Raw genomic sequence first — 26,642 nt, 5'->3', positions numbered from 1 at the left:
CGAACGGGAACGTGACACAGGCCGCCGCGGCGGGCGCGGCGATAATCGGGGTCGGCTTTGACAATCTATCTGCCCATCGCAGAATTGTCGGTGAACATCTTCATCATTCTCGGCATGGGGGCAGCTGTCGGCTTCCTGTCCGGCATGTTCGGCGTCGGCGGCGGCTTTCTGATCACCCCTCTCCTGATCTTCTACAATATTCCGCCGGTCGTCGCCGTCGCGACAGGCGCCAACCAGGTGGTGGCTTCTTCGATATCGGGGGCGATCACGCATTTCCGGCGCGGCTCCCTCGACCTGAAGCTCGGCTCGGTGCTTCTCGTCGGCGGTCTGTCGGGGGCGACAGTCGGTATCTGGATCTTCTCGCTGCTGCGTGCGATCGGCCAGCTCGACCTCTTCATCTCGCTTCTCTATGTCGTCTTCCTCGGCGCGGTCGGCGGGCTGATGCTGTGGGAGAGCGTCAACGCCATGCGCCGCGCCGCCCGCAACGAGCCACCGGTTCCGCGCCGGCCCGGCCATCAGCACTGGGTGCATAAGCTGCCGCTGAAGGTGCGCTTCAAGAAATCGAAGATCTATCTGTCTGTCATCCCCATCGTGACGCTCGGATTTGCGATCGGCATCCTCACCTCGGTCATGGGCGTCGGCGGCGGCTTCATCATGGTGCCGGCGATGATCTACCTGTTGCGCATCCCGACCAATGTCGTCGTCGGAACCTCGCTCTTCCAGATCATCTTCGTGACCGCCTATACGACGATCGTGCAGGCGGCGACCAACTACTCCGTCGATATCGTGCTCGCCTTCTTCCTGATGCTCGCCGGCGTCATCGGCGCGCAATATGGCGTGCGCGTCGGGCAGCGGCTGCGCGGCGAACAGCTGCGCGCGCTGCTCGGTCTCCTGGTTCTCGCGGTGGGCCTACGTCTCGCCGTCGCGCTGGTCGTGACGCCGGAAGATATCTATTCGGTGGTCATGGGAGTGGGGAACTGATGCCCTGGCGTGTTCTGCCCTTGCTGCTTGCGCTTCTGCTGCCATCGCTGGTGGCGGCGCAGATGCTGCCTGGGCAGGGGACACAGGTCGAGCGCGAGGGGCTGGAAATCGGCACCTCTACCAGCGAAATCGCCATCACCTCCGATTTCCGCGGCGCGGACCTGACGATTTTCGGCGCTGTGACGAACACAGACGACCTGCTGCTTGCCATCGGCCAGTATGACGTTGTCGTGGTTCTGGAAGGTCCGCGCGAAGACGCCACGGTACGCAGGAAAGAGCGGGTCTTCGGCATCTGGATCAATGCCTCGTCGATGACCTTCGCCGACGTGCCGCATTCCTATTCGATGTCGAGTTCGCGCTCCATCGACGACATAACGACACCGCTCGACCTGACCGGAGAGGGTATCGGCATCGACCATATTCCGCTGCGACCGATCGATTTTGCCGGCAACTTCAACAGTCTCAACGAATTCCGCACTGCCTTCCGGCGCCTGCAGCAGGTAGGCGGGCTTTACGAGCGTGACCCGAGCGGCGTTCGCTTCGTCTCCTCCAATCTCTTCAAGGCAAGCCTGCGGTTGCCGGCGAACATCCCGAACGGCGTGCACACCGTACGCGCCTACCTGTTCAAGAGCGGGAAGTTCGTGACGCAGAAGTCGCAGCCGTTGCGCGTCATCAAGACGGGTATCGAACAGACGATCACCGATGCGGCGCATGAGCAGCCAATCTTTTATGGCTGCTTTGCGGTGCTGCTGGCCGTGCTGACGGGATGGGGCGCCAGTCTGATCTTCCGCAAGGATTGATCGGCGGGTTTCCGTCGTCCGGCGACGACTTTCAGACAGGCTTCGATCGAATATCCGGGCACGGATACGTGCCCGGCGGCAAAACCTGTCCAGAAACTCGATTCAGCTGAAGCGTGAGGCTCTTCCACTTTCTTCCGCGAATACCGCTTACATTTCACTATCAGTCTGCTTATCTTTACAACCAGTTGTTTATGGCAACCGGTTTTAAAGAAGGCGCGGCCTGGAAGGAGGAGGAGATGAGGAAACTGGTTGTCTGGAACCTGATGACGCTGGACGGCTATTTCGAAGGGACGAAGCCGTGGGATATCGAATTCCACAATCTGGCCTGGGGGCCGGAGCTTGAAAAATATGCTGAGCAGTTCGGCGAAGAAGGTGATCTGCTGGTTTTCGGCCGCAAGACCTATGAGGGCATGGCGGCCTATTGGCCGAGCGCCGAGAGTGAAGACAAGATCAAGGCCTATATGAACAGCATTGCCAAGATCGCCGTCTCGCGGAGCATGGAAAAGGCGGACTGGAACAATACGTGCGTGGTTCGCGATCCGGTTTCCGAACTGAGAAGACTGAAGGAGCAGGACGGCAAGACGATCTTCGTCTTCGGCAGCGCCGAGCTTGCCGATACCCTGCTGAAGGCGGGACTGGTGGATGAAATCCGCATCTGCCTGGTGCCCGTCATCCTCGGCCGCGGCAATCCGCATTTCAAGCCGGCGGACGCGCAGCAACCCCTGAAACTGCTCGAGTCCTCGGTGACGAAGAGCGGCGCGGTGATCCTGCGCTACGAGCCGGTCAGGGCAGCCTGATCATTTTGCCCGCGCTGGCCGCAGCCACCAAGGCTGCGGCCGCTTCTCCTGCAGCTTCCATATAGGTCGGATCGCGATGCAGGAGCACGGCGGCAAAGGAGCCGTCGAGCAGCAGAACGATCTGGCGGGCAAGCTTTGGCGGCGCGGCGAGATGCTGTTCCTCGAAGAGAGCCGCCAGCCATTGCTCGACATTTTTCTTGTGTGCGGCCCCCACCTTGATGGCGGGATGGCCAGGCATGTTTGCAAGCTCGGCCGATGTTCTGAGATAACCGCAGCCCTTCCATTTCGGATGCCGGGCCGAGCGGGCCAGATTGTCGAAAATGCCCTTTATCTTCGCTGGCAGATGTCCGTCCGTCTCCGCAAACCACCGCCGATAGACAGCAAGGTTGGGCTGGTCGCGGGTTTCGAGATAGGCGGCGATCAGGTCGTCCTTGCTGTCGAAATGATAATAGAGGGTGCGCTTCGTGACATCAGCCTTCTCGGCCACGGCATCGACGCTGACCGCCCTGACACCCTCGTTATAGAAGAGTTTTGCAGCGGCCGCGATAATGCGTTCGCGCGTATCGATTCCTGATCTTGCCATTCAGCCAATGTATACCGACTAGTGAGTGTCATCAACGCACGCATCTGCCTATCGTCCTGCCGAAATATCCGCAGAGGAGATGACGAATGCCGGAGAGCAAACGGAGGCAGAGCGAGTTCGCACGAGAAGCGGAAGCCGTCTCGATCCACTGCCGTGACGGAGTTGAACTCCGCGGTCATATCTGGAACGGCGCCCGTAGTGGTGCCAATGGGAGCGTCGTCATCAATCCGGCGACCGGGGTTGCGGCACGCTACTATCACTATTATGCGCGCTTTCTCGCCGAACATGGTTTTGATGTACTGACCTATGACTATCGCGGTATCGGCCTGTCCCGTCCGGAGCGATTAAAGGGATCGGGCTATCGCTGGCAGGACTGGGGCGAGCTGGATTTCGATGCGGCGCTGCTTTTCATGGAAAGCCGGCGGCCCGGTCGAGCGCTTCTCGTCGTCGGCCACAGTATCGGCGGGTTCCTACCGGGTGTCTCGGCGCATGCCGGCCGTATCACACGCATGCTGGCGGTCGGCGCCCAATATGGCAATCCGCGGGACTATGCGGCAGCACACCGGTGGCGATTGTTCCTGAAATGGCACGTCGTCATGCCGGCAACCACATTGCTCTTCGGCTACTTTCCCGGACGGCGCCTTGGCTGGCTTGAGGATCTGCCGAAGGACGTCGCGCTCGACTGGGCTTTTCAGCGGGGATGGAAAGATCCTCACGCGGCGAGAGAATGGACAGTGGCGTTCAATCGCTTCGACAGCTTTCGTGCGCCGGTCCTCAGCCTCGCCGTTTCGGACGACGAGATCGCCACCGTTCAGGCCATTCGCCGCGGGTTTTCCCATTATCGCAATGCCCAAGTGGAGGAGGTGCTGCTGAGGCCGGAAGATCTCGGATTTCCGAGGATCGGGCATTTCGATCTTTTTCATGCGCGCCACGCCACCGGTTTCTGGCTCGATACCCTGCTCTGGCTGCGGGACGGGACCAATCCCTGGCCCGGCAAAAGACCACCGGAACATCTCGTATTTGCATAAAAACCGCTCTTTAACGTTTACGAGTTAGTAATCTCTCGGAAATGAGAGGTTTGTATCATGCGTACTCCCACCGTGCTTGCGGTCGTCGGGCTGGCTTTGCTTGCCGGCTGTGCGACGGCGCCGCGCCAGACGCGTAATATCTGCGCTGTTTTCGATCAGAAGGATGGTCTCTTCACCAGCTGGCAGGGGGCTGCGGAGCGTGCCGAGAAGAAATACGGCGTGCCGGTGCCGATCCTGATGGCGACCATGTATGTCGAATCCGGCTTCCAGCCCTATGCACGACCGCCGCGCACCAAGCTCTTCGGCTTCATTCCCTGGACACGGCCCTCGACGGCCTATGGCTATTCGCAGGCGCTGAACGGAACCTGGGATCACTACCAGTCCGCCACAGGCAACTGGTCTGCAACGAGGACAAACTTCGCCGACGCGATCGATTTCATTGGCTGGTACCACTACAGCAACGCCCAAGCGACGGGCATTCCGCTCAACGACGCCTACAGCCTTTACCTCGCCTATTATTCCGGCCCGACCGGCTACAAGCGCGGCGATTGGCGCAGCAATGGTCAGTTGCAGCAGACGGCACAGAAGTTCGCAAGGATGGCCGGGACCTATCAGCAGCAATTGCAGGGATGTAATTGAGCCTCTTCCCATCTCCCCAAGTCAGAAGGTAGCGCGTGTCAGCCGCGCAAATTGCCATAGCGGACCGAGTAGATCCGATCACGACCGAGCAGGTGGGCGATCAGCGAGGTCTTGTCGAAAAGGCCCTTCATGGCCTTATGGCCGAGATCCAGGCCACCGCTCATGACGCCGAAGGCAGGCATCAGCAGGCGGTCGCCATCTGTCGCGAAACAGGGACGGCGGACGGATTTCTCGCGGCGGCGGACGGTCGCAGCCGGATGCAGATGGCCCGCGATCTCGCCTTTTTGCAGGCCGTCACGCGGCTCGTGGCGGAAGGTCAGGCCGGCATAATAGAGCTCGTCCGAACAGGTGCCGGGCAGGTCGACGGTGCCATCGGGATCATGGTTGCCATTGATCCAGATCCATTCGCGGCTGCGGGCCATTTCGACGATCAGCGTGCGGAAAGAATCCGGCAGATATTCGGAGCCAACGCGATCGTGAAAGTTGTCGCCGAGCGAAATGATGATCTTTGGATCATAACGGGAAATGACGGCGGCGAGCACGGTGAGCGTCGCCAGCGTATCGTAGGGCGGCAGCATCATGCCGCGGCGGGCGAAGGCTGCCCCTTTTTCCAGATGCAGGTCAGAGACGACGAGAATGCCGGCATCCGGCAGATAGAGCGCGCCCAAGGGATCACAGACGGCAGCGACACCGTGAACGGCGGTTTCGACGCCCGGTATTGCGGCAAGACCAATCATGTCGCGCGCGAGCGCCAAGCGGTTCATCACTCTCGTATTCCCAATAATTCAGGCCCGATTTCTCAGGACATGGCCTCGGCGATCAGATCGTCCGCGGCTTCGGCAAGCAGCGCATCGTGGGCCTGACCCGGCACCGATTCCCGGCCGATTTCCAGCATGACCGGCACGGCGAGCGGCGAAATATGGTCCAGCGCCCGGTGGGTGATGTGGCCCCTGATTCGCCTCAGCATATCGCCAAGGCGGGAAATATCCAAAAGACCGGTCGCTGCGTCCTGCCGCGTTGCCTGCAGCAGGATGTGGTCGGGCTCGTGGCTTCGGAGCACATCGTAGATCAGATCGGCGGAGACGGTGATCTGCCGGCCGGTCTTTTCCTTGCCCGGATGGCGCCGCTCGATCAAGCCTGCAATCACGGCGCAATTGCGGAAGGTACGCTTCAAAAGGAAGGATTCGTTCAGCCAGGATTCCAGATCGTCACCCAGCATATCCTCATCGAAGAGGTCAGAGAGGCTGAGGTGGCCATTGGCGATCCTGAGACCTAGATCCTCCAGGCCCCATATGGCGAGGGAATAATCGGTTGCGACGAAACCGAGCGGTTTTGCCCCTGCCCTGTCCAGCCGGCGTGTGAGCAGCATGCCGAGCGTCTGGTGCGCCAGCCGCCCCTCGAAGGGATAGATGACCATGTAACCGCGGCTGCCGCGCGGGAAGGTCTCGATCAGCAGCTCGTCGCGCTTCGGCAGCAAGGATTTTTCCTTCTGCAGCGAGAGCCAGTCGCGCACCTGGTCCGGCAGGCGGGGCCAGCGATCGGGATCATCCAGCATCGAGCGGACCTGATCGGCAAGGTAGGTCGAGAGCGGGAACTTTCCGCCGGCATAGGAAGGGATTTTCGGATCGAAGGAATAGGCCTGGCTTACCAGCGCCTCGTTCTCCCTGATGCCCTCAAAGCGTAAAACCTTGCCGGAGAAGATGAAAGTGTCGCCGGGAGCGAGCTGTTCGAGGAAATATTCCTCGACTTTTCCAAGCACGGCGCCGGGGCGACCGAGCCTGCCGCCCTCGCCGCGTTTGGCCATGCGAATATTCAGCATCGGATCCTCGACGATGGTGCCGAGGTTCAGGCGATATTGCTGGGCGACCTGCGGATTGGAGACGCGCCAGCGACCCTCCTTGGTCTTGCGAATACGGGCGTAACGCTCGTAGGTGCGGAGCGCATAACCGCCGGTCGCGACAAAATCGACGACGCGCTCGAAGGTTTCCCACGAAAGGTCGGCATAGGGCGAGGCGCTGGTGATCTCGTCATAGAGTTCCAGCATGTCGAAGGGCTCAGCGCAGGCCATGCCGAGCACGTGCTGGGCGAGCACATCAAGTCCACCGCGGCCGACGGGCGGCGTGTCCTGCGCGCCGATATAGTTCGCATCGAGTGCGGCCTGGCATTCCATGACCTCGAAGCGGTTGGCGGGCACGAGGATTGCCTTTGATGGTTCGTCCATGCGGTGATTGGAGCGGCCGATGCGCTGGGCAAGGCGCGAGGCTCCCTTGGGCGCGCCGACATGGATGACGAGATCGACATCGCCCCAATCGATGCCGAGATCGAGCGTCGAGGTTGCGACAACGGCCCGCAGCCGGTTAGCGGCCATGGCGGCTTCGACCTTGCGGCGCTGGGCAACATCGAGCGAACCGTGGTGGAGCGCGATCGGCAGGTTTTCCTCGTTGACCGTCCAGAGCTCCTGAAAGAGCATTTCGGCCTGCGAGCGGGTATTGACGAAGAGCAGCGTCGTCTTGTGGTCGATCAGTTGGCGATAAACATCCGGGATTGCGTATTTGGCGGAATGGCCCGCCCAGGGAATGCGCTCTTCGGTGTCGAGAATGGAGATATCGGGCCTGGCGCCACCTTCGACGAGAACGAGGCCGGCATGGTTTTCCCTGCCCTCCTCCTGCGCCACCAGCCATTTCTGTAGATCCAGGGGATTGGCGACGGTGGCCGAGAGGCCGATCGTTTTCAGATCGGGTGCCAGCCGGCGCAACCGGCCAAGGCCGAGCGAGAGCATGTGGCCGCGCTTGGACGTGACCAGCGAGTGCAGCTCATCGAAGACGACGTATTTCAGATCCCTGAAGAAACGTTCGGCTTCCCGGTTTGCCAGGAGCAGCGCCACCTGTTCCGGGGTCGTCAGCAATATATCGGGCGGATTGAGCTTCTGGCGCTGGCGCTTGGCGTTCGGCGTATCGCCTGTGCGGTTCTCGATCGATATCGGCAAGCCCATCTCGGTGACGGGCTTCGTGAGGTTGCGCTCGATATCGACGGCCAGCGCCTTCAGCGGCGAGATGTAAAGCGTATGGATGCCGGTAAATGCCGAACCCGGCGGGATCTTGCCGCGTCGCGTGAGATCGGTCAGCGACGGCAGGAAACCGGCGAGTGTCTTGCCGGCGCCGGTCGGCGCGATCAGCAGCGTGCTCTCGCCAGCTTCGGCACGAGACAGGAGCTCGAGCTGGTGGGCGCGGGGACGCCAGCCCTTTTCCGCAAACCAGCGGAGGAAGGGAGCGGGCAAGGCAAGGCTGAGGTCGGTTTCGATCTGATCCACGGGGCAAATGTAGTTCAAACGCGGGCGAATAGAAGCGCTATTGACTCCTCGCGATAATCATGGATAAATAATATCTACGATTAAAGGAGATCAGCTGTGAAACTTGGTGACGGCGTCGAACAGAGCATTCATTGCACGGCGGTACTATCAGGGCTTTCGGCTGGCGGCGTGCTTTCGGCGGCGGCCCTTGCCGAATTCCATGGCGTGTCGACGAGCTATCTGCTGAAGCACCTGCAGGCGCTTTCGGGAGCCGGAATTCTGGAGACGGTACCGGGGCCGAAGGGGGGTTACCGGCTGGCGAAGAAGCCGGAGGATATTTCGCTGCTTGAGATCGTGCTCGCAGTCGAGGGACCGGCACCGGCTTTCCGCTGTTCGGAGATCCGTCAGCGCGGACCGAACCCGCTGCCGCAGCGCTATTTCACCAAACCCTGCCAGATCACGGCGGCAATGCTGAGGGCCGAGCGCGCCTACCGCGCCGAACTCGCAAACACCAGCATCGCCGACATCCTGGCCGAACTTTCCGCGGATGATGACGGCGGGATCGCCGCCAGAGGCTGCGCCTTCATGGAAATACACGAGAGAAATACGGCTCGCTGAGCCGCAACACAAACCCCAACCCCCAATTCCAAACCTAAGGAGACATATCATGCAAGCACGTTTCAACTTCGGCAAAGCCGCTCCGGATGCCTACAAGGCCGTCGTCGCGCTGGAGCAATATGTGCAGGAATCCGGACTGGATAAGCGCTTCATTCACCTGATCAAGCTTCGCGCTTCGCAGATCAACGGCTGCGCCTATTGCGTCGATATGCATTCGAAGGAAGCACGCCATCACGGCCTTTCCGAACAGTGGATCAACCTGATGTGCGTCTGGCGGGAATCTCCGGTTTACGACGCCCGTGAACGCGCCCTGCTCGGCTGGGTCGATGCGGTGACGAAGATTGCGGAGACCGGTGCACCGGATGCCGATTACGAAGCATTGAAGGCGCATTTCTCGGAAGCGGAAATGACCAAGATCACGGTTGCGATCGGCACGATCAATATCTGGAACCGGCTTGCCGTCGGCTTCCGCAGCCAGCATCCGATCGATGCGCCGCAGAAGGCAGCCTGATATCTCTTTGCTGATAGGGAGCTTTGTCCGGTGACCGACCCGAGAGATCGGGTCGGTTGAATATTTCATCGTCCGTGGTGCGTATCGGATCTCATGGCAACAGCTTCAGGCAATTTGCCCGAGAGGTCGATGCTGTTGAATATGTCACGAACGACCTTGGCGATTTCCTTTGCGGAAGAGCCCTTGGCGTATTCTTCCTGCATGCGGCGTCTGACAAGCTTTTCCAAATCTGACATAGCTTACCTCATCATATCCGGCGCAAGGAAAAGTGTCGCGCCGGGGCCGATCACAGGCAAGTTACGTTTTGTTTATAATGGCTTACCGATTTGTAAGGTTAGAGCTGCCTAGAGCGCAATGTAGCGGTCGGCCCTGTGATTGATCGCAACGAAGAGATTGAGAACAACTGCACCGAGCACGGAATAGAAGACGACCGGCGGCGTGGTGACGAAGAATGCGGCCGCCAAGACGCACATGTCGATGGCAAGCTGTACGAGGCCGGCGCGGATGCCGAAACGCTCCTGCATATAGATGCCGAGAATGCCGACGCCGCCGAGGCTGGCGCGGTGGCGATAGAGCGCAAGAAGGCCGTAACCCAGTAGCAGGCCGCCAAGGAGAGCTGCCCAGGCCGGATGAATGGCGGCGATTTCCATGACCTTCGGCTGCAGGCTGGTCAATGCCGAGGTCAAACCGATGGCGATGAAGGTCTTGATCGTGAAGGCCATGCCGAGACTCCTCCACGAGAGATAGAAGAAGGGCAGGTTGAGCAGGAAGAAGGCGAGACCGAAATTCACGCCGAAGGCATAATGCAGCAGGAAGGCAATGCCGGCGGTGCTGCCGGTGAGAAGGCCGGCGCTGGCAAGAATGTAAAGACCGAGCGCGGAAACGAGGCTGCCGGAGAACACACCTTGCACATCCTCGACCGGCGTGTGACGTGTCGCGGTGGTATTCCAGAACCCAAGGGCATTGATGAGCTGGCTCATGTCGCGATCTCCGATAGCGGCTGCTCCGGGCCGACCGGAGGAGAAGGGAATGTCTGGGTGGATGCGGCGCGTGTTGCGCTCCAGGGAGCGCGTCGCCTCTCGCTGAATGGCCGTATTATCAGGCCTTCCAAGGTGGTGCGCAAGCGAAATACGTAAGCAATGCTGACCTATTTCAAAATCGCAAGAAATATGCGCTCAGGCGGTCTTGCGCGTAAGGAATAGAATACCGAGAACCGGTTTGCCGCCATCTTTGCGAATGGTGGTTTTGACCGTCTTGAGGATTTGGAGCCGATGGGCGACGGCAAGCCCTTCGACATAGGTCTCGGAGTGGGCATAGCGCAGCGACGGCGCCAGATGAAAACCATTTCCTTCGCCACCGTCCTCCACGGAAAAGGCGAAGTCGGCGCAAGGAGCCAGGAGCTCGTCGAGGATCGCGAAGACATTTTCCAGATTGCCGAGATACATCAGCACATCGGCGGCGGTTACGAGGTCGGCGCGATGCCGGGCGCCATCCGCAAAGAGGCCGGAGGCTTCGGGCGACAGCGACAAGTCCGCCTGCGCAAGATGATCGTAGACGTGCTTTTCGGCAGCCTTCACCAGCATGTTCTGCGAGAGGTCGAAGCCTTCGAGTTGTGCGACCCGGGTACGGATTTCAGGGCCGAGCAGGCCCGTGCCGCAGCCGAGATCGACAGCGTATTGATATTGCCGGCCGGTGGACGCGACGAGTGCTGCAAGCTTCTGCGGGACGGAATAATCCAGCTTCTCCACGAGGGATGTCTCGAAACGGTCGGCATAGTCATCGAAGAGGCGCTCGACATAGCGGCTCGACGGCTGGGCTGGCGTCTCAGTGTCGCCGAGCAAGGCGAGCTTCAAGCCAGCGCCGAAAATATCTTCGGAGTCGAGTTCAAGCGTGCGGCGGTAGGCTTCGACGGCAGCGTCCGCCTTGCCTGCCTTTTCGCGGTATGTGGCGAGGCGATACCAGCCTGCTGCCCAGGCCGGCGTCAGTTCCAGTGCCTGCTCCATCAGTTCGGCCGCCGCTTCCGGCTCGCCGCCCTCATCCAGCATCCTGGCGTAATCGGCGCGGCGGTCGGCGATGACGTCGCCGGAGGAAAGCTGGCTTGGCTGCATGATTGGACCCTTTGGCTGGCGGCATTTGGCTTCGGCCACAAAAAAACTCAAGTCCTATTTCAGAGGCGGTGCTGTCTTGGCGGAAAAGGCTTGCGGGCGAATCGCCGCGACCGTATCTCAAGGCAAACAGGAGATGGCGCATGTCCGATCAGGTGAACAGGTTCCTCGGCGATTCCATTGGCCGCACGATCATCAAGCTCTTGGTGGTTTCGCTGATCGTCGGCTTCGTCATGGCCATCTTCGGGCTGACCCCCTGGGAACTTATCTACAACTTTCGTGATTTCGTGATCCATCTATGGCGGCAGGGCTTCTCTGCGCTTGGCCGCGTCGGCGACTATCTGATCCTCGGCGCCACCATCGTCATCCCGATCTTCATCATCATCCGTCTCTTCAGCTATCGAAAATAACATGGCTTCAATCATCCTTTCACGCCGCGGCTTGCTGCAGCTTTCAGGTCTTGCACTGGTGGCCGGCGTTGCCGGCTGCACGACCACTCCGAAACTCGCGAGCACGCCGTCCGACGCCACGGACCAGACCGCTTCGGCCCTGCCGCTCGTCAACCAGCTGCGCGCCAAGAACGGCCTGCCGCCGCTCAGCGTCGATCCGCATGCAAGTGCCGCCGCGATCTTCCAGGCCAAGCGCATGGCAAGTGCGGGCAGGATGAAGCATCTGATGGGCATGTCGGACAGTTTCGGCGCCCGCGTGAAGGCGAGCGGCGTTGCACTGCCGGCCGCCGAAAACATCGCTTCGGGCCAGCAGAGCGTCGATGCGGTCGTCACCGCCTGGATCAACTCGCCCCACCATCTGGAAAACATGCTCGGGCGCTATAGCGGTCTCGGCGTTGCCGTTGCACATAATACGTCTTCCAGGAACCTGCCCTATTGGGCCATGGTGCTTTCCAGCTGAGGCGATTCCGCCTCTCTCCCCAAGAGGCGAATATGGATACCGGCAGACCCAGAAACGCATTGGCATTCGACGTGACGCACCAACTGGTGCTGTCGATCGCCATTCCGATGACGCTCGGCTTCATGACGACGCCGCTGCTCGGCATTACCAATACCGCCGTCGTCGGTCGTATGGGTGATCCGGAAGCGCTGGCGGGGCTCGCCATCGGCGCCATGCTGTTCGACCTCATCATGGGCAGCTTCAATTTCCTGCGGGCGTCTACGACCGGGCTGACGGCACAGGCGCTCGGGCGGCGCGATGCGCATGAGCAGCAAGCTGTCTTCTGGCGGGCGATCGTTTCGGCGCTCGGCTCCGGCCTGGCCCTTCTCGTGCTGTCGCCGCTGTTGATCCTTGTCGGACTGAAGCTGATGGGGGCCGAGGGCCGTATTGCCGAGGCGACCAGCACCTATTTCTCGATCCGCATTCTCGCCGCACCGGCAGCACTTGCCAATTACGCGCTGCTCGGCTTCGTGCTTGGCCGCGGACAGGGTCGCACGGGATTGCTGCTGCAGGCGCTGATCAACGGCATCAACATCCTGCTTTCCATCTATCTCGGCCTGTCGCTCGACTGGGGTGTTTCCGGTGTCGCCTGGGGCACGATGGCGGGCGAAACGGCGGGCGCGCTTGCCGGTCTCTTCATCGTGCTGCGCAGCTTCGATCGGGCACATCGGCCAAACCGGACGGAGGTGTTTTCGCGCGCCAAGCTTGCCGAGCTTTTCGCGCTGAACCGCGATATCCTGATCCGCACCTTCGTGCTGATCGGCTCCTTCGCGATCATGACCCGCATCGGCACCAGCTTCGGTGCCATTACCCTTGCGGCCAATGCAGTGCTGATGAACTTCTTCCTGTTGTCAGGCTACTATCTCGACGGTCTTGCCAACGCCGCGGAGCAGATCACCGGGCGGGCGATCGGTGCGCAATATAGGCCGGCCTTCGACCGCGGTCTGAGGCTCACGACGTTGTGGTCCTTCGGGCTCGCAGCAATCATTTCCGCCTTCTTCTATTTTGCCGGTCCTGCCCTCATTGCCGGGCTGACGAGTTCGCCGGAGGTACAGGCAGCCGCCGAGACCTATATGCCCTGGGCGGCGGTGACGGGGCTGACGGGCGCGCTCGCCTTCCTGATGGACGGCGTCTTCATCGGCGCGACATGGTCCGTCGACATGCGTAACCGCATGCTGATGTCGTTCGCGGGGTATCTCGCCATGCTCGCCGTCTTCGTGCCGCTCTTCGGCAATCACGGCCTGTGGCTGGCGATGAACGCCTTCCTGCTGTTTCGTGGTTTCTTCCTGGCGGTGCTGGTGAAGCCGCGCGCAGCTCAGACGTTTCGCGCCGCCCAGTAATCGACGCTGATATCCCTGAGATCGCGGATCGAGGCAACCTTTTCGCGATCGAGCAGTTTCGACAGGCCGCGCACGATCGTGCCGGGAAGGCCCGGACCTTCATAAACCATGCAGGAATAGAGCTGTACGAGATCGGCCCCTGCTCTGACCTTTTCCAGCGCGGTTTCGGCCGATGAGACACCGCCGACGCCGATGATCGGCAGGGCCGAACCGACACGCTTGCGCATCTTGGCGAGCACGACCGTCGACTTCTCGAACAGCGGCACGCCGGAAAGGCCCCCTGTTTCCTTCGCCTGGACCCGGTCCTTCAGGCCGTCACGAGAAAGCGTCGTGTTGGAAACGATCAAACCGTCCAGCGCATGCGAGAGAGCTTCGGCGGCGATGTCATCCATGCCTTCCTCGGTCAGATCGGGGGCGATCTTCAGGAAGACCGGGATTTTTCGACCGGCCTTCTCGGCTTCTTCGTTGCGTGCAGCAAGCACGGCCGACAAAAGTGCGGCGAGGCTTTCACGCGCCTGCAGATCGCGCAGGCCCGGCGTGTTGGGCGAGGATATGTTGGCGGTGAAATAGCGGGCGACGGAATAGAAGCGGCGGATACCGGCGACATAATCGGCGATCCGGTCATCGCTGTCCTTGTTGGCGCCGATGTTGACGCCGACGATGCCGGCGCGGCCGATCTGCGAGAGACGGCGGAAGGCTGCTTCATGGCCTTCATTGTTGAAGCCGAGGCGGTTGATGACGCCTTCATCTTCCACAAGGCGGAAGATACGCGGGCGTGGATTGCCGGATTGCGGCTTCGGCGTGACGGTGCCGATCTCGGTGAAACCGAAGCCAAGCTTCAGCAGGGCTTCCGGCACTTCGGCATTCTTGTCATAGCCCGCAGCCATGCCGAGCGGGTTGGGAAAGTCGATGTTGGCAACGGTCTGGCGCAGGCGCGGGTCCGGCGCGAAGCGGCAGGCAGGCACGACGCCGGATTTCAGCGCCGCGATCGACATGCCATGCGCGGTTTCGGGATCAAAGAGAAAGAGGCCGCGGCGGGCGATGCTCTTGAAAGGATCGATCACGGTGCGAGCTCCGGAAAGATGTGGGCGCCTGCGTCATCGAGCGGCAAGGCCGCCTCCCAAAGCACCGCCGAAAGCGGCAGATCGGCATAAAGATGCGGGAAAAGCGCGCCGCCGCGCGAGGGTTCGAAGAGCAGTTTGTCGCCGAAATTGCGGCCATCGATAGCAACGAGGACAAGGCCGGTCTGACCGGCAAAATGCAGGGCTGCGGTCTGCTTGACCTGATCTGCCGTCGAGAAATGGATGAAGCCGTCCTTCTGATCGATGCCCGCGCCATGAAAAACGCCGGTTTGTCTGGCTTCCTGCCAGAGCGCCTCCGGCACGATCTTGTAAAGGGTCGGTGTCGCGGTCATGATGATCCCGTTAGTGGTCTTGTTGAGAAGGGGGCTGGCCTTCCTGATGAGGGCTTTGCCCCAAAGAGACGGCGATGTCCACGCCTCAGGGCGCAAAAACGGACAGGCACCATGCTTTGCGGAGGATGAGACGATGAAGGCATTTGCAATCACGCTTGCCGCCGGTCTTCTGCCGCTTGCGGCAATGGCAGCGGAGCCCGATGCGGCGCGCTTCCAGCTCGAGCGCAGCGGCGACCATTTCGTGCGCTTGGACCGGCAAACGGGGGCCATGTCGCTCTGCACCGAGAAGGACGGGGCGTTGGTCTGCCGCATGGCCGCCGATGAACGCGCTGCCTACGAGGACGAACTCGACCGGCTTGCCGACCGGGTGAGCGCGCTGGAGAAGAGTACAACCGCCCGACCCGCCCTGCCGACGGATGCGGAAGTCGACCGCTCGATCGGCATCATGGAGCGGATGATGCGCAGTTTCATGGGTATAGTTCGGGAATTCCAAGCGGAAGACGAGGCCAATCCCCTTCCGCAGCGGAGTTGATCTGGTTATATTCATATAAGTAGAGGGTCATGTTCGTGCGGGGGAGCCGGACAGGACTGAGGAGATCGAGCTCTTGGGAGGGAGTTTTCGATGCAGGAACAGACCATCATCATCGCTGACGACCATCCGCTGTTCCGCGACGCGCTGCGGCAGGCGGTGCTCGGCATGGAAGGCCGGCAGACAATCGTCGAGGCCGGGGATTTTGCCGCGGCAAGGAGGGCAGCGACTGCGCATCCGGATGCGGACCTGATGCTGCTCGATCTCGCCATGCCTGGAGTCAGCGGTTTTTCCGGCCTGATGGCGCTGCGATCCGAATTCGTCAGCCTGCCGATCGTCATCATCTCAGCGACCGATGACACCACGACAATCCGCCGGGCGCTGGAGCTCGGCGCTTCCGGCTTCATTTCGAAATCCTCAGGTATCGAGGATATCCGCCGCGGCATCCAGACGGTGCTGGCAGGCGATATCGCCACGCCGGAGAGCTATCGCGACGGACAGGAGCAGGACCCCGATGTCGCCGACCTCATCCACCGCCTTCACACGCTGACACCGCAGCAGAGCCGGGTGCTGACCATGCTCGGCGAAGGACTGCTGAACAAGCAGATCGCCTATGAGCTCGGGGTTTCCGAAGCGACGATCAAGGCGCATGTCTCGGCGATCCTCCTGAAGCTCAACGTCGACAGCCGCACGCAGGCGGTGATCCAGCTTGGCAAGATCAACATGGCGATGGTCGCCTGAGTTCAGGCACCCACCGGACAGGATTTTATTCCTCATTTGCGCTTTACTCGGGGAGATGCCTCGGTTAATCTGCCGGCGATAGAAAGCGGCCGAATGGACCGCGGAACCGGACGCATATGCTGTCACATGACCAGATCTGGGGGGCGATCGACGGGCTTGCCGAACGGCATGACCTGACGCCGTCGGGTCTTGCGCGGCGGGCGGGGCTCGATCCGACCTCCTTCAATAAATCCAAGCGACTTTCGGCGGATGGGCGCCTGCGCTGGCCTTCGACGGAATCCATCGCCAAGGTGCTGGAGGCGACGGGGGCGAGCATGGAGCAGTTCATGGGCTTCATGCGGCCGGCGAGTGCCGCTGCCGCCGCCAGCTTACCGGACGGTATTTTTGCGTCGCAGGGAAGCTCCATTCCCCTGCTCGGCTTTGCGCAGGCGGGCGCCGGCGGCTTTTTCGACGATGGTGGCTTTCCGGCAGGCCAGGGCTGGGATGTGGTGGAATTTCCGGCCGGCCCCTCGCAGAAGGCGGGCGTCTATGCGCTGGAAGTGCAGGGCGAGAGCATGATGCCGCTCTATCGCGACGGCGATGTGCTGATCGTGGAGCCCGGCGCGCAGGTGCGCCGCAACGACCGTGTCGTCGTCAAGACACGCGAGGGCGAAGTCATGGCCAAGGTGCTGTTGCGCCAGAGCCCGCGCTCCATCGAGCTATTGTCTCTCAATCCCGAACATCCCAACCGGACGATCGAGCTTTCCGACGTCGAATGGATTGCTCGTATCATCTGGGCCAGCCAATAGGAAAATAATCCATGCGCCCTGCAGCCTTCATCACAGGTATCGCGGGGATGGCGATCGTGACCGGCCTGCTGCTGGCCGGGCAAGCGCGGCTCAACAGCGGCGACGGAGCGGCACCTGACGCAGATGCCGGAAGCGTGACCGCCGAGTTGCCCGATGCGGATACCGATGGGACAAAGCCACCCGCATCGCTCACAGACGAGGATGCGGCGTTGATTGCCCGGGCAACAGAGCCTGCGGCAGGCCCCTCCCCGCCTCCTTCCGAAAATGCGACAGCGAAGGAAACGGCGCAGAGCGAACCGGCGCCCGCCGGGACACCGCCGGCCACAGCTGATGGAAAAGACAGTGTTGAGCTGTTGCGGCCGACGGTGGAAAACGCCGGCGTCCTTTCCTTCGGCAAACGCCGGCTGCAGATTGCCGGCATCATTGCGACGCCCGCCGAAAAGAGTTGCGGCTCCGAAGGCAAACAATGGCCGTGCGGCATGATGGCAAAGACGGCGTTGCGGCTTTTCCTGCGCAATCGCGCGATCGATTGCGACCTGCCTTCCGATGCATGGGAAGACATGGCAAGCGCCGCCTGCCGGCTGGGGCAGCAGGATATCGGCACATGGCTGGTGGAAAATGGCTGGGCGGAAGCGCAACCGGGCTCGCCGCTTGCCGCCGCCGGCGAGAAAGCAAAGCAAACGAAGGAAGGCATTCACGGCGAGGATCCGCGCCGCAGGCCGGCGGCGACGCCCCGGCCTGAACCCGCAGATCCCTTGTAATGACGACTGTCAATTCCTAATCTCCGTTCATTCAAGAGGGAATCAGACATGAACAAGCCGCTTTCCGCCCATGACGCGCTGATCTATGTGATGGTGATGGCATCCGCCGTCGACAGCACCATGAACGACCGGGAAATGGAGAGGATCGGCCAACTCATCGGCTTCCTGCCGGTGTTCCGCGATTTCGACGACGACAATCTGATTTCCATCGCCCGTGACTGCGCTTCGCTGCTGGCCGGTCCGGAAGGGCTGGATGTGGTGCTGGAGACCGTTCGCGATACGCTGCCTGCCCGTCTCTACGACACCGCCTACGCACTGGCGGTCGAAGTCGCCTCCGCCGACCTTTCCGTCAAGGCCGAAGAATTGCGGCTGCTCAGCCTGCTGCGCGACCGTCTCGGCCTCGACAAGCTGACCTGTGCTGCCATCGAGCGCAGCGCGATCGCCCGTTTCCGCAAGGGTTAAAGCATGTCGCGCAAAAGTGTGCAGCGGTTTTGCGATAACGACATGCGAAAACATGAACCTAAAGCGCGACATGCGAATCTTGGAGATCGCGACGCGCTTTAGTATAGACCGTAGGGGAAATAACGCAGATAGATTTCCTGCAGGCGGCCATTGCGCGAGAGCGTTGCCAGCGCATGGTCGATTGCTGCCGTCAGCACGCTGTCGTTCTGGCGCAGCATGATCGTCATCCCTTCGCCCAGGAAATGCTCCGACATATAGGGACCGTCGAACAGGGCACAGCATTTGTCCGAAGCGGGCGAAGCCACCCAGAAGGAAAGCTGCAGCGCATCGGCAAAGGCAGCATCGACCTTCCGCTCCTTCAAGGCCGTCAACAGCGCTTCCTTGTTGTCAAAAGGCTGGGCCTTGATGGCCGGGAAAAAGGCCGCGAGCATCGCCTCGTGGACGGTGCCCTTGACGATGCCGACGGAATGGCCGGCGAGGCCGGCAGCCGTCGTTCCGGTCACGGCGGCCGCCGTATTGCGCACGAAGCGGGCCGGCAGCATCAGATAGGGACGGGAGAAGAGGAACTCGCGGCGCAGCTCCGGCGTGACGGCAAGGCCTGCGATGACGGCATCGCCCTGCGAGCCGGCGAGCGCCTTCTGCAGGTCGGCGAAGGGCAGCGCCTGGATCTGGCACTTGTCTGCAATCTCCAGCTCGGAACAGATCTCGCGGGCGAGATCGACGTTGAAGCCGGAGAGCTTGCCGTTCTGGTCCGTAAAATTAAAGGGCGGAAAGTCTACCGAGGTCAGGAAACGCAGGCGCACGAGCGAAGTGAGATCGGGCTTGGCCAGGCGTTCACGGGAATCGAAGAGCAGCGGCACGGACGAGCCGGATTGCTGCGCAAAAGCAGAAAAAGCCGAAAGCAGTACAACTGAAAACAGGCAGAGGATGGACATCCACCTGGAGGCCGGAAACGCCGGTTTACATTGCACCATTCTGATCTGCCTGACGATTACGCGCGGGGCTTGCCGCTCAGCCGAGATGTAACAGAATCATATCCGTCGGGGAATATGGCCCGGCGAGGCGACAGACCGCGCCTCGGCGGGGTTAGAACGACGCATCGGCCTTTAAAGCAAGGTCTTTCACCGAGTACGATGCCGTACCAGCCGCAAAAATTCCGCATAAATTGCATCTTCGAACACCTGAGCACAAATAACTACCGTGCCCGTCCAAATTCATGGGCAACCACCGAGCCCGTTAGCGCGGAATTAAGCAATATCCCATCTTATTCGACGCGACGACATCGACCTCACCGGCCGACTGCATGATGCGCATGTCGCACCTCTTAAGGTATCCCCACCAGCGCAATACCGAAGAATCGTTCTGCAACAAATGATTTCAAAAGCACCGGGCTCGCAACAGGCCCGGCCAATCGGGTAACTCCATGCTGAAACATCTGAAAATCCGCACAAAAATCATATCGGTCGTGGCGCTCCTGGGGCTCATCACGATAGCCGGACTGATCTATGTCATCTCCGAGTTTCGCCGAGCGGACGCGGCCTACGGCGCCTTCATCGATCATGAGGCGCTGGCCTCGATGCAGAGCGCGCGCGCCAGCGCATCGGTCGTCGCCTCGGTGCTGCAGGTGAGCCTGCTTGCCGACATGAAACCCGATACGCCGGCATTCCAAACGGCACTCGCTACACCCAGCAAGCTGCCGCAGGCACGCGACCGCATGAAGCAGGCGCTGGCGCTTGTGCCCAGCCGCAAGGCGGCGGTCGATGAAATCCAGGCAGGCATCGATGAAATCGAAACTCTGGCGAACAAGATCATCGAGCAGAGCAAGGCCAAGGACAGCGCCGGCGCCCTGGCGAATGTCGGCCTGATCAACGCCAAGCTCAACGCACTGACGCCGAAGATGATCGCCAACAACGATGCGATGATGGCGATGCTCAACGACGGCGGCGATGCGCTTTCGGCTTCCGTCAACGACCGCATCAACCTCTGCTTTGCCTTGATCGGCCTAGCCGTCGTCGGCGCCATCGGTCTCAGCATCGTCGTCGCCCAGATCGGCATCACCACCCCCATGGCAAAGCTGCGCGAGCGCATGACCGGCCTGGCAGAGGGTGATACGGACAGCGAAATCGTCGGCCTCGACCGTCGCGACGAGATCGGCAAAATGGCGCAGGCCGTCTCGGTCTTCCGCGACAATGCGATCGAACGCATCCAGCTCGAAGCCCGCGCCGAAGCCGATCGCAGCCTCAGCGACAGCGAGCGCCGCGAACGCGAAGCACAGAAGGCCGCGGAAGCAGCCGATCTCGAGCGTGCGGTCAATGCACTCGGCGACGGGCTGCGCCGGTTTTCGGCGGGCGACCTCGTCTCGCACATCGAAACGCCTTTCGTCGCGCATCTCGACGCGCTGCGCCAGGACTTCAACAACTCGGTCGAAAAGCTCAACGAGACCATGCACACGGTCGGCTCCAATGCCCGCGCCATCAGCGCCGGCGCCAACGAGATCCGGTCGTCCGCCGACGAGCTTTCGAAGCGCACCGAGCAGCAGGCCGCTTCCGTGGAGGAAACGGCAGCAGCCCTCGAGGAGATCACCACGACGGTAAAGGACGCAGCAAAGCGGGCCGAAGAGGCAAGCCAACTCGTCGCCCGAACCCGCCTTGGCGCCGAGAAATCCGGCGACGTCGTCCGCAAGGCTGTCGCTGCCATGCATCAGATCGAACAGTCCTCCGCCGAGATCAGCAATATCATCGGCGTCATCGACGATATCGCCTTCCAGACGAACCTCTTGGCGCTGAACGCCGGTGTCGAAGCTGCGCGCGCCGGTGAAGCCGGCAAGGGCTTTGCGGTCGTCGCACAGGAAGTCCGGGAACTCGCCCAGCGCTCTGCAAACGCCGCCAAGGAAATCAAGGCGCTGATTACCACATCAGGCACGCATGTGCAGACCGGCGTCTCGCTGGTCGGCGAAACCGGCAAGGCGCTTGATGCGATCGTCCACGAGGTGCAGGAAATCAACCAGCACGTCCATGCGATCGCCGAAGCCTCGCGCGAGCAGTCAATCGGCCTGCAGGAGATCAATACTGCGGTCAACAGCATGGATCAGAGCACGCAGCAGAATGCTGCGATGGTCGAGGAATCCACCGCGGCAAGCCATAACCTTGCCACGGAAGCGACGGCACTCAACAACCTGCTCGGCCAGTTCCGCCTGACGGGCACCGGCGGCTTCGTTGCAGCCACGCCGATCCAGACGACATCGGCCGCGCCACGCGCTGCCGCACGGCCGGCCGCCAGAACCCCGGTCCGCGTTGCCGAAAGCACCGCACGCCCGAAGGCTTCGCCGGCACGCGCCCTTGGCCAGAAGCTCGCCAGCGCCTTCGGTGCGAACAGCACTGCCGCCCCATCCAGCAGCCAGGAAGCCGACTGGACGGAATTCTGAGCTGACAACCTGATCGAATGAGAATGGGCGGCTCCGGCCGCCCATTTTCGTTTCAGGCCTTTTCAGGCTTGCGGCCACCAGCCGACGTCGATGAGCACGTTACCGGGCGCCGTGCAATAAAACAGCCAGCCGCCGCAGATCGAGCCGAAAGCGGCAATAAGGCCGGCCGAGCGACTTCAGAGGAGCGAAGTCAGACCGGCGGTGACCTTACCAAAGCTCTTCTCGAAGGGTTGAAGACATGCGTGCCGTTTGTGTCGTGAGCTTTCCGCGATTTGCGGTACAATGACACCGTGCCGCGGACAGAAAGGCTCCGGAGATGAAACTGATCGCATTTAGCCTCATCGGCGCGCTGGCGCTCGCCGGCTGCACCACCGTCGAATATACCGGCCCCGGCATCGAGCCCATTCCCGGCAGCATCACCTACAACGGCCAGCCGCGCACGAAACTGACAAAGTCGCCAATTGGATCGACCTTCCCGCACAGTTTCATCGACCAGTACGGCCGGCAGGTCGAGGAGACCTATATCATCCGTCCGGACCGTTCGCTGGCGATTGCGCACCGCCAGTACCGACCGATCAATATTTTCGGACGCGATTGAGGAGGGTAACTGGAGCGGGTGAAGGGAATCGAACCCTCGTATTCAGCTTGGGAAGCTGCTGCTCTACCATTGAGCTACACCCGCCAACCACTTGAGACTTCCAACAGATGGCCGCCGCTGTCAAGTCGCGGCAATCACCGCAGATCAGATGCGGAAATGCTTCGACAGTTTCAGACCCTGGGCCTGATAGTTGGAGCCGAGGCCCGAGCCGTAGAGGCTCGATGGTTGTTCCTGCATGTGTTCGTAGATCAGGCGGCCGACGATCTGGCCGTCTTCGAGGATGAAGGGCACCTCGTGGCTGCGTACTTCCAGCACGGCGCGGCTGCCGCGCCCGCCGGCGGGCGCATGGCCGAAGCCGGGATCGAAGAAGCCGGCATAATGGACACGAAATTCGCCGACGAGCGGATCGAAGGGGGTCATTTCCGCCGCATAGTGCGGGGGAACGTGCACGGCCTCGCGTGAGACGAGAATGTAGAATTCGTCCGGATCGAGGATCAGCTCATTGCGGCCGCGGCTATAGAGCGGCTCCCAGAAGTCGAAGATATCGTGCTGGGCCTTCTTGTCGACATCGACGACGGCCGTGTGGTGTTTGCCGCGATAACCGATCAGGCCTTCCTCGTCGCCTGTCAGATCAATCGACAGCGCAATACCGCCGCCGGAGACGTTCGGCTGCTTGGCGGCGACGAGCGTTTCCGTTGCGTGCAACTTCAAAAGCTCCGGCTCGCCGAGAACCGAATGGCCGACGCGGAAGCGGATCTGCGACAGGCGCGAGCCGCGACGCACGACGATCGGGAAGGTGCGCGGGCTGATTTCGAGATAAAGCGGGCCGGAATAGCCCGATGGGATCTTGTCGAACTCCTGCGCGTAATCGGTGATGACACGGGTGAAGATATCGAGCCGGCCGGTCGAGCTTTTGGGATTGGCCGAAGCCGACATGTCGGCCGGCAGATCGAGGCGCTCCATCAGCGGTACGATGTAGACGCAGCCGGTTTCCAGCACCGCGCCTTCGGAGAGGTCGATGACGTGCAGGCTCAGCCGGTCAAGCTTGTCGGAGACGAGATGCGACGGGCCGGGCATGAAGCTGGCGCGCACCCGGAAAGCCTTGGCGCCCAGCCGCAGATCCAGGCTTGCGGGCTGGATCTGGTCACGATCAAGCTCGCGTTCGCTTTGAAGACGCCCCGTTTCAAACAGCGCTGCTATCGCGCGGTCGGCCAGAATTCCAGTTTCGCGAGCCATCATGCTCCATCCATAATCTGCCGCCGACAAAACCAAAGTCGGGGAATTGACGCAAGCGCAGAACGGCAGTATTGCAAATTTATCCCGTGGTGATTTGGCCGGTCGGCTTGCAGCCACGTTAAACAAGTGGCTAAAAAGACCGGGTTGAAAACCGGTCTGCTTTTGCGGCCGGTTTTTTTGTTGTTTGAAAGTGGTGATGGCATGAGCAAGACCTGGCGCCCGGCAACCCAACTCGTCCACAGCGGAACGCTGCGCTCGCAATATGGCGAGACGTCAGAGGCAATCTATCTCACGCAGGGCTTCGTCTACGATACGTCCGAGGCAGCAGAGGCGCGCTTCAAGGGCGAAACCGAAGGTTTCATCTATGCGCGTTATGGCAGCCCGACCAACGACATGTTCGAAAAGCGCATGTGCGCTCTCGAAGGCGCTGAAGATGCCCGCGCCACGGCTTCCGGCATGGCCGCCGTCACCGCCGCCATTCTCTGCCAGCTGAAGGCCGGCGATCATATCGTTGCCGCCCGTGCCCTCTTCGGCTCCTGCCGCTGGGTGGTCGAGACGCTGGCGCCGAAATACGGCATCGACTGCACGCTGGTCGACGGCCGCTATCTGGAGAACTGGGAAAAGGCGATTACGCCGAAGACCAAGGTGTTCTTCCTGGAAAGCCCGACCAATCCGACGCTGGAAGTGGTCGATATAGCCGGTGTGGCCAAGCTCGCCAACCAGATCGGCGCGAAGGTCGTGGTCGACAACGTCTTTGCGACGCCGCTCTTCCAGAAGCCGCTGGAGCTCGGCGCGCATATCGTCGTCTATTCCGCGACCAAGCATATTGACGGTCAGGGCCGCTGCCTCGGCGGCGTGGTTCTCTCCGACAAGGAATGGATCGACGAAAACCTGCATGACTATTTCCGCCACACCGGCCCGGCCATGTCGCCCTTCAATGCCTGGACACTGCTGAAGGGCATCGAGACGCTGCCGCTGCGCGTCAAGCAGCAGACGCAGAACGCGGCTGAGATCGCCGATTTCCTGGCCGATCAGGGCAAGGTCGCCAAGGTCATCTATCCCGGCCGCAAGGACCATCCGCAGGCCGATATCATCGCCAAGCAGATGTCGGGCGGCTCGACGCTCGTCTGCTTTGAGCTAAAGGGCGGCAAGGAAGCGGCCTTTGCGCTGCAGAACGCGCTTGAGATCGTGAAGATCTCCAACAATCTCGGCGACTCCAAGAGCCTGATCACTCATCCGGCCACGACGACGCACAAGAACCTGACGGATGAGGCCCGCGCCGAACTCGGCATTTCGCCGGGCACGGTGCGCCTCTCGGCCGGCATCGAAGACACGGACGATCTCCTTGAGGATTTCGCCCGCGCGCTGTCCAAGGTTTCGGCCTGATCTTTTCATGCATCGGCCCGAAAATCGGGATCGATTTTCGGTCCGATGCATGAGTTTCAAAGAGTAGAATGCCAGGGATCATGCCGCGACAGCAGCATTTGCCTTGAAATTAACACCGAGAGTTAGGCTTAATGAACGAAAGACCGCCCAACTGGGGTGGCGAGGCCGCGATCACTGTCCCATTTCTTGACGGATGGGGCCTCTTATAAGATACGGGTAACATATCTTGACTAAGGTGTAAGGCATGTATCGCGCCCTCACACGAGACATCGAAGTGGTTGTCGAACCCTTTTATCTGGAGGAGCAATCCGATCCGGACGATGATCGTTATGTCTGGGGTTACCGCGTCGTCATCGCCAACAACTCCGACATAGCCGTGCGCCTCGTCAACCGCTACTGGAATATTACCGACCAGAACGGGCAGATCGACGAGGTCAGCGGCCCCGGCGTCGTTGGCGAACAGCCGCGGCTGCAGCCAGGCGATACTTACGAATATTCATCGGGCTGTCCGCTGGATACGCCATCCGGCCTGATGTTCGGCCACTACCAGATGGAGACGGACGAAGGCGAGCTGTTCGATGTCGACATCCCCGCCTTCTCCTTGGATTCACCCGGCCTGCTCAGGGTGCTGAACTGATCACTCCGCCGGTGCAACCTCGTTTACCGGAAAGCGATAGGTCGTGGAGCAGAATTCGCAGGTTACGGCGATCTCGCCGTTTTCCTGGCTTTCCTCTACTTCCTCGGCGCTGAAACCCTTCAGCACGTTGCCGATCTTTTCCCGCGAACAGCTGCAACGATCGAAGACCGCGCGCGGATCGTAGACGCGCACGCCGCGTTCGTGGAAGAGGCGGAACAGCAGGCGTTCCGTGCCGACCAGCGGATCGGTCAGCTCATCGGCATCCACGGTTTCGACGAGCGAGCGGGCTTCCGCCCAGGCATCGTCTTCGAGATGGGCGCGTTCGCCCGTGTCGCCATCGCCGCCGTGAAGATCGGCCTGGCGCATACGCTCCGGCGCTTCCGGCAGAAACTGGGCAACGAGGCCCCCTGCCCGCCAGCGGTGACGCGGCTTGCCATGATCGTCACGATCGAAGAGCTCGGCAGCGGCAAGGCGCACACGCGTCGGGATCTGCTCCGACTGGCGGAAATAGACGCCGGCGATATCTTCCAGTGAGGTACCGTCAAGCGCGACGATGCCCTGATAGGGCTGGCTGAACTTGCCCTGGTCGATGGTAAAGGCGAGCACACCCTTGCCAAGAAGCTGTTCCGGCTCGGTTTCGCCTGCCGCAATAGCCTTGTCGAGCGAGGCCTGATCGAAGCGGGCATAGGCCCGGACGTTTTCCGGCGTCGAGAAATCGGCGACCAGCAGGTCGACGGGACCGTCGCTCTTGGTCTGAACGGTGAATTTGCCGTCGAACTTCAGCGATGTGCCGAGCAGCACCGTGAGCACCACCACTTCCGCCAGAAGGCGGGCGACGGGCGCAGGATAATGATGACGTTCGAGGATTGAATCCAGCATCGGGCCGAGCTGGACGGCGCGACCGCGCACATCCAGCCCTTCGACCTGGAAAGGGACGACATGATCATCGCCGGCGAAATCGAACTCGCCGAGGGCGGCGGCAGCTTCTGCCATGGCTTTCACTCCTGTTTTGTCAGAGCAGCCGGCT

At 61.2% G+C, this 26,642-nt stretch carries 30 protein-coding genes, 1 tRNA gene and 1 riboswitch; of the genes, 19 read left to right on the top strand and 12 right to left on the bottom strand.

The features are described from left to right. Window positions 1-57 precede the first annotated feature (57 nt). From KQ933_RS00920 to KQ933_RS00910, 3 genes are all read left to right on the top strand, one after another. On the top strand, window positions 58-981 hold the full coding sequence (locus KQ933_RS00920; RefSeq protein ID WP_216756959.1) for a sulfite exporter TauE/SafE family protein: 924 nt from the start codon (window positions 58-60) through the stop codon (window positions 979-981). Then, window positions 981-1,781, top strand: coding sequence for a TIGR02186 family protein (locus KQ933_RS00915; protein WP_216756958.1), 801 nt, complete (start codon window positions 981-983; stop codon window positions 1,779-1,781). Before KQ933_RS00920 ends, KQ933_RS00915 begins: the two co-directional genes overlap by 1 nt. 236 nt (window positions 1,782-2,017) lie before the next feature. Then, a complete protein-coding gene (locus KQ933_RS00910; RefSeq protein ID WP_216756957.1) occupies window positions 2,018-2,578 on the top strand; it encodes a dihydrofolate reductase family protein in 561 nt (186 codons plus the stop codon). Here KQ933_RS00910 and KQ933_RS00905 read toward each other — a convergent pair. Beyond that, entirely contained in the window at window positions 2,565-3,161 is a 597-nt protein-coding gene (locus KQ933_RS00905; protein WP_216756956.1) for a TetR/AcrR family transcriptional regulator, read from the bottom strand. The two genes, KQ933_RS00910 and KQ933_RS00905, sit on opposite strands and share 14 nt — an antisense overlap. A gap of 86 nt (window positions 3,162-3,247) precedes the next feature. Between KQ933_RS00905 and KQ933_RS00900 the strand changes: the two genes are divergently transcribed. Together KQ933_RS00900 and KQ933_RS00895 are read left to right on the top strand one after the other, a co-directional pair. Then, window positions 3,248-4,189, top strand: a complete 942-nt coding sequence (locus KQ933_RS00900) for an alpha/beta fold hydrolase (protein ID WP_216756955.1) — start codon at window positions 3,248-3,250, stop codon at window positions 4,187-4,189. A 57-nt stretch (window positions 4,190-4,246) separates the two neighbouring features. After that, on the top strand, window positions 4,247-4,828 hold the full coding sequence (locus KQ933_RS00895; protein WP_216756954.1) for a transglycosylase SLT domain-containing protein: 582 nt from the start codon (window positions 4,247-4,249) through the stop codon (window positions 4,826-4,828). Between the two features lie 38 nt (window positions 4,829-4,866). On the opposite strand, the gene pdeM is transcribed toward KQ933_RS00895, so the two are convergent. Next, entirely contained in the window at window positions 4,867-5,592 is a 726-nt protein-coding gene (gene pdeM / locus KQ933_RS00890) for a ligase-associated DNA damage response endonuclease PdeM (protein WP_216758801.1), read from the bottom strand. A 35-nt stretch (window positions 5,593-5,627) separates the two neighbouring features. Beyond that, entirely contained in the window at window positions 5,628-8,138 is a 2,511-nt protein-coding gene (locus tag KQ933_RS00885) for a ligase-associated DNA damage response DEXH box helicase (RefSeq protein ID WP_216756953.1), read from the bottom strand. A gap of 96 nt (window positions 8,139-8,234) precedes the next feature. On the opposite strand from KQ933_RS00885, the gene KQ933_RS00880 reads away from it, so the two are divergent. Together KQ933_RS00880 and KQ933_RS00875 are read left to right on the top strand one after the other, a co-directional pair. Then, entirely contained in the window at window positions 8,235-8,735 is a 501-nt protein-coding gene (locus KQ933_RS00880) for an Rrf2 family transcriptional regulator (RefSeq protein WP_216756952.1), read from the top strand. Between the two features lie 49 nt (window positions 8,736-8,784). Then, on the top strand, window positions 8,785-9,246 hold the full coding sequence (locus KQ933_RS00875) for a carboxymuconolactone decarboxylase family protein (RefSeq protein ID WP_216756951.1): 462 nt from the start codon (window positions 8,785-8,787) through the stop codon (window positions 9,244-9,246). 65 nt (window positions 9,247-9,311) lie between these two features. Here KQ933_RS00875 and KQ933_RS00870 read toward each other — a convergent pair whose 3' ends face one another. The 3 genes from KQ933_RS00870 to KQ933_RS00860 form a co-directional block, all read right to left on the bottom strand. Beyond that, window positions 9,312-9,482 carry a hypothetical protein gene (locus KQ933_RS00870; RefSeq protein WP_183729246.1) on the bottom strand — a complete coding sequence of 57 codons (171 nt, stop codon included), beginning with the start codon at window positions 9,480-9,482 and terminating at the stop codon, window positions 9,312-9,314. A 108-nt stretch (window positions 9,483-9,590) separates the two neighbouring features. Beyond that, window positions 9,591-10,226 carry a YitT family protein gene (locus KQ933_RS00865; RefSeq protein WP_216756950.1) on the bottom strand — a complete coding sequence of 212 codons (636 nt, stop codon included), beginning with the start codon at window positions 10,224-10,226 and terminating at the stop codon, window positions 9,591-9,593. 195 nt (window positions 10,227-10,421) lie between these two features. Further along, window positions 10,422-11,354, bottom strand: coding sequence for a class I SAM-dependent methyltransferase (locus tag KQ933_RS00860; protein ID WP_216756949.1), 933 nt, complete (start codon window positions 11,352-11,354; stop codon window positions 10,422-10,424). Window positions 11,355-11,494: 140 nt separating this feature from the next. On the opposite strand from KQ933_RS00860, the gene KQ933_RS00855 reads away from it, so the two are divergent. Genes KQ933_RS00855 through KQ933_RS00845 form a run of 3 tightly spaced genes read left to right on the top strand, consistent with a single transcriptional unit; the run spans window position 11,495 to window position 13,639 of the window. After that, entirely contained in the window at window positions 11,495-11,761 is a 267-nt protein-coding gene (locus KQ933_RS00855) for a DUF6460 domain-containing protein (RefSeq protein ID WP_007821228.1), read from the top strand. A gap of 1 nt (window position 11,762) precedes the next feature. After that, window positions 11,763-12,260: a CAP domain-containing protein gene (locus tag KQ933_RS00850; RefSeq protein WP_216756948.1), complete on the top strand. Its 498-nt coding sequence runs from the start codon at window positions 11,763-11,765 to the stop codon at window positions 12,258-12,260. A 32-nt stretch (window positions 12,261-12,292) separates the two neighbouring features. After that, window positions 12,293-13,639, top strand: a complete 1,347-nt coding sequence (locus KQ933_RS00845) for an MATE family efflux transporter (RefSeq protein ID WP_216756947.1) — start codon at window positions 12,293-12,295, stop codon at window positions 13,637-13,639. Here the strand turns inward: KQ933_RS00845 and KQ933_RS00840 are convergent. Together KQ933_RS00840 and KQ933_RS00835 are read right to left on the bottom strand one after the other, a co-directional pair. Continuing rightward, window positions 13,615-14,703, bottom strand: coding sequence for a quinone-dependent dihydroorotate dehydrogenase (locus KQ933_RS00840; RefSeq protein ID WP_216756946.1), 1,089 nt, complete (start codon window positions 14,701-14,703; stop codon window positions 13,615-13,617). The two genes, KQ933_RS00845 and KQ933_RS00840, sit on opposite strands and share 25 nt — an antisense overlap. Continuing rightward, a complete protein-coding gene (locus KQ933_RS00835; RefSeq protein ID WP_216756945.1) occupies window positions 14,700-15,053 on the bottom strand; it encodes a DUF952 domain-containing protein in 354 nt (117 codons plus the stop codon). Before KQ933_RS00835 ends, KQ933_RS00840 begins: the two co-directional genes overlap by 4 nt. A 133-nt stretch (window positions 15,054-15,186) precedes the next feature. Between KQ933_RS00835 and KQ933_RS00830 the strand changes: the two genes are divergently transcribed. The 5 genes from KQ933_RS00830 (at window position 15,187) to KQ933_RS00810 (ending at window position 18,334) form a co-directional block, all read left to right on the top strand. Continuing rightward, window positions 15,187-15,585: a hypothetical protein gene (locus KQ933_RS00830; protein ID WP_216756944.1), complete on the top strand. Its 399-nt coding sequence runs from the start codon at window positions 15,187-15,189 to the stop codon at window positions 15,583-15,585. A gap of 90 nt (window positions 15,586-15,675) precedes the next feature. After that, window positions 15,676-16,323 carry a response regulator transcription factor gene (locus KQ933_RS00825; protein ID WP_216756943.1) on the top strand — a complete coding sequence of 216 codons (648 nt, stop codon included), beginning with the start codon at window positions 15,676-15,678 and terminating at the stop codon, window positions 16,321-16,323. A gap of 116 nt (window positions 16,324-16,439) precedes the next feature. Continuing rightward, the gene (locus tag KQ933_RS00820; RefSeq protein WP_216756942.1) at window positions 16,440-17,111 is read left to right on the top strand and encodes a helix-turn-helix transcriptional regulator; all 672 of its coding nucleotides are present in this window, start codon (window positions 16,440-16,442) and stop codon (window positions 17,109-17,111) included. Window positions 17,112-17,122: 11 nt separating this feature from the next. Continuing rightward, a complete protein-coding gene (locus tag KQ933_RS00815; protein WP_216756941.1) occupies window positions 17,123-17,872 on the top strand; it encodes a thermonuclease family protein in 750 nt (249 codons plus the stop codon). A 48-nt stretch (window positions 17,873-17,920) separates the two neighbouring features. Continuing rightward, window positions 17,921-18,334 (top strand): tellurite resistance TerB family protein, encoded by a 414-nt coding sequence (locus KQ933_RS00810; RefSeq protein WP_007821246.1) that lies wholly within the window; start codon window positions 17,921-17,923, stop codon window positions 18,332-18,334. Window positions 18,335-18,432: 98 nt separating this feature from the next. Here the strand turns inward: KQ933_RS00810 and KQ933_RS00805 are convergent, their stop codons facing one another. Then, window positions 18,433-19,269 (bottom strand): transporter substrate-binding domain-containing protein, encoded by an 837-nt coding sequence (locus KQ933_RS00805; protein ID WP_216756940.1) that lies wholly within the window; start codon window positions 19,267-19,269, stop codon window positions 18,433-18,435. Window positions 19,270-19,757: 488 nt separating this feature from the next. Here KQ933_RS00805 and KQ933_RS00800 point away from each other — a divergent pair, with 488 nt between their 5' ends. Then, window positions 19,758-21,758 (top strand): methyl-accepting chemotaxis protein, encoded by a 2,001-nt coding sequence (locus KQ933_RS00800; protein ID WP_216756939.1) that lies wholly within the window; start codon window positions 19,758-19,760, stop codon window positions 21,756-21,758. A 316-nt stretch (window positions 21,759-22,074) separates the two neighbouring features. After that, window positions 22,075-22,356 (top strand): hypothetical protein, encoded by a 282-nt coding sequence (locus KQ933_RS00795; RefSeq protein WP_216756938.1) that lies wholly within the window; start codon window positions 22,075-22,077, stop codon window positions 22,354-22,356. 10 nt (window positions 22,357-22,366) lie between these two features. Here the strand turns inward: KQ933_RS00795 and KQ933_RS00790 are convergent. Both KQ933_RS00790 and KQ933_RS00785 read right to left on the bottom strand, forming a co-directional pair. Then, window positions 22,367-22,440, bottom strand: a tRNA-Gly gene (locus KQ933_RS00790). A gap of 60 nt (window positions 22,441-22,500) precedes the next feature. After that, window positions 22,501-23,595 carry a 2'-deoxycytidine 5'-triphosphate deaminase gene (locus KQ933_RS00785; RefSeq protein WP_216756937.1) on the bottom strand — a complete coding sequence of 365 codons (1,095 nt, stop codon included), beginning with the start codon at window positions 23,593-23,595 and terminating at the stop codon, window positions 22,501-22,503. Between the two features lie 73 nt (window positions 23,596-23,668). Next, a riboswitch (SAM riboswitch) is annotated at window positions 23,669-23,747 on the top strand. Window positions 23,748-23,793: 46 nt separating this feature from the next. Between KQ933_RS00785 and KQ933_RS00780 the strand changes: the two genes are divergently transcribed. Together KQ933_RS00780 and apaG are read left to right on the top strand one after the other, a co-directional pair. Then, on the top strand, window positions 23,794-24,978 hold the full coding sequence (locus KQ933_RS00780; RefSeq protein ID WP_216756936.1) for an O-succinylhomoserine sulfhydrylase: 1,185 nt from the start codon (window positions 23,794-23,796) through the stop codon (window positions 24,976-24,978). A gap of 244 nt (window positions 24,979-25,222) precedes the next feature. After that, entirely contained in the window at window positions 25,223-25,615 is a 393-nt protein-coding gene (apaG, locus tag KQ933_RS00775) for a Co2+/Mg2+ efflux protein ApaG (RefSeq protein ID WP_183728254.1), read from the top strand. Here apaG and KQ933_RS00770 read toward each other — a convergent pair whose 3' ends face one another. After that, on the bottom strand, window positions 25,616-26,608 hold the full coding sequence (locus KQ933_RS00770) for an Hsp33 family molecular chaperone (protein WP_216756935.1): 993 nt from the start codon (window positions 26,606-26,608) through the stop codon (window positions 25,616-25,618). Between the last annotated feature and the right edge of the window lie 34 nt (window positions 26,609-26,642).

It is taken from the genome of Rhizobium sp. WYJ-E13, from assembly GCF_018987265.1.
In the GTDB taxonomy this organism is placed as follows: domain Bacteria; phylum Pseudomonadota; class Alphaproteobacteria; order Rhizobiales; family Rhizobiaceae; genus Rhizobium.
This window is presented reverse-complemented; position numbering and strand designations above follow the sequence as displayed.

Bases quoted from the DNA above. Each gene is read 5' to 3' on its own strand.
- KQ933_RS00915 (WP_216756958.1), top strand. From the start codon at position 981: ATGCCCTGGCGTGTTCTGCCCTTGCTGCTTGCGCTTCTGCTGCCATCG.
- KQ933_RS00910 (WP_216756957.1), top strand. From the start codon at position 2,018: ATGAGGAAACTGGTTGTCTGGAACCTGATGACGCTGGACGGCTATTTC.
- KQ933_RS00905 (WP_216756956.1), bottom strand. From the start codon at position 3,161: ATGGCAAGATCAGGAATCGATACGCGCGAACGCATTATCGCGGCCGCT.
- KQ933_RS00900 (WP_216756955.1), top strand. From the start codon at position 3,248: ATGCCGGAGAGCAAACGGAGGCAGAGCGAGTTCGCACGAGAAGCGGAA.
- KQ933_RS00895 (WP_216756954.1), top strand. From the start codon at position 4,247: ATGCGTACTCCCACCGTGCTTGCGGTCGTCGGGCTGGCTTTGCTTGCC.
- pdeM (WP_216758801.1), bottom strand. From the start codon at position 5,592: ATGAACCGCTTGGCGCTCGCGCGCGACATGATTGGTCTTGCCGCAATA.
- KQ933_RS00875 (WP_216756951.1), top strand. From the start codon at position 8,785: ATGCAAGCACGTTTCAACTTCGGCAAAGCCGCTCCGGATGCCTACAAG.
- KQ933_RS00870 (WP_183729246.1), bottom strand. From the start codon at position 9,482: ATGTCAGATTTGGAAAAGCTTGTCAGACGCCGCATGCAGGAAGAATAC.
- KQ933_RS00865 (WP_216756950.1), bottom strand. From the start codon at position 10,226: ATGAGCCAGCTCATCAATGCCCTTGGGTTCTGGAATACCACCGCGACA.
- KQ933_RS00860 (WP_216756949.1), bottom strand. From the start codon at position 11,354: ATGCAGCCAAGCCAGCTTTCCTCCGGCGACGTCATCGCCGACCGCCGC.
- KQ933_RS00855 (WP_007821228.1), top strand. From the start codon at position 11,495: ATGTCCGATCAGGTGAACAGGTTCCTCGGCGATTCCATTGGCCGCACG.
- KQ933_RS00850 (WP_216756948.1), top strand. From the start codon at position 11,763: ATGGCTTCAATCATCCTTTCACGCCGCGGCTTGCTGCAGCTTTCAGGT.
- KQ933_RS00845 (WP_216756947.1), top strand. From the start codon at position 12,293: ATGGATACCGGCAGACCCAGAAACGCATTGGCATTCGACGTGACGCAC.
- KQ933_RS00835 (WP_216756945.1), bottom strand. From the start codon at position 15,053: ATGACCGCGACACCGACCCTTTACAAGATCGTGCCGGAGGCGCTCTGG.
- KQ933_RS00830 (WP_216756944.1), top strand. From the start codon at position 15,187: ATGAAGGCATTTGCAATCACGCTTGCCGCCGGTCTTCTGCCGCTTGCG.
- KQ933_RS00825 (WP_216756943.1), top strand. From the start codon at position 15,676: ATGCAGGAACAGACCATCATCATCGCTGACGACCATCCGCTGTTCCGC.
- KQ933_RS00820 (WP_216756942.1), top strand. From the start codon at position 16,440: ATGCTGTCACATGACCAGATCTGGGGGGCGATCGACGGGCTTGCCGAA.
- KQ933_RS00815 (WP_216756941.1), top strand. From the start codon at position 17,123: ATGCGCCCTGCAGCCTTCATCACAGGTATCGCGGGGATGGCGATCGTG.
- KQ933_RS00810 (WP_007821246.1), top strand. From the start codon at position 17,921: ATGAACAAGCCGCTTTCCGCCCATGACGCGCTGATCTATGTGATGGTG.
- KQ933_RS00805 (WP_216756940.1), bottom strand. From the start codon at position 19,269: ATGTCCATCCTCTGCCTGTTTTCAGTTGTACTGCTTTCGGCTTTTTCT.
- KQ933_RS00800 (WP_216756939.1), top strand. From the start codon at position 19,758: ATGCTGAAACATCTGAAAATCCGCACAAAAATCATATCGGTCGTGGCG.
- KQ933_RS00795 (WP_216756938.1), top strand. From the start codon at position 22,075: ATGAAACTGATCGCATTTAGCCTCATCGGCGCGCTGGCGCTCGCCGGC.
- KQ933_RS00785 (WP_216756937.1), bottom strand. From the start codon at position 23,595: ATGATGGCTCGCGAAACTGGAATTCTGGCCGACCGCGCGATAGCAGCG.
- KQ933_RS00780 (WP_216756936.1), top strand. From the start codon at position 23,794: ATGAGCAAGACCTGGCGCCCGGCAACCCAACTCGTCCACAGCGGAACG.
- apaG (WP_183728254.1), top strand. From the start codon at position 25,223: ATGTATCGCGCCCTCACACGAGACATCGAAGTGGTTGTCGAACCCTTT.
- KQ933_RS00770 (WP_216756935.1), bottom strand. From the start codon at position 26,608: ATGGCAGAAGCTGCCGCCGCCCTCGGCGAGTTCGATTTCGCCGGCGAT.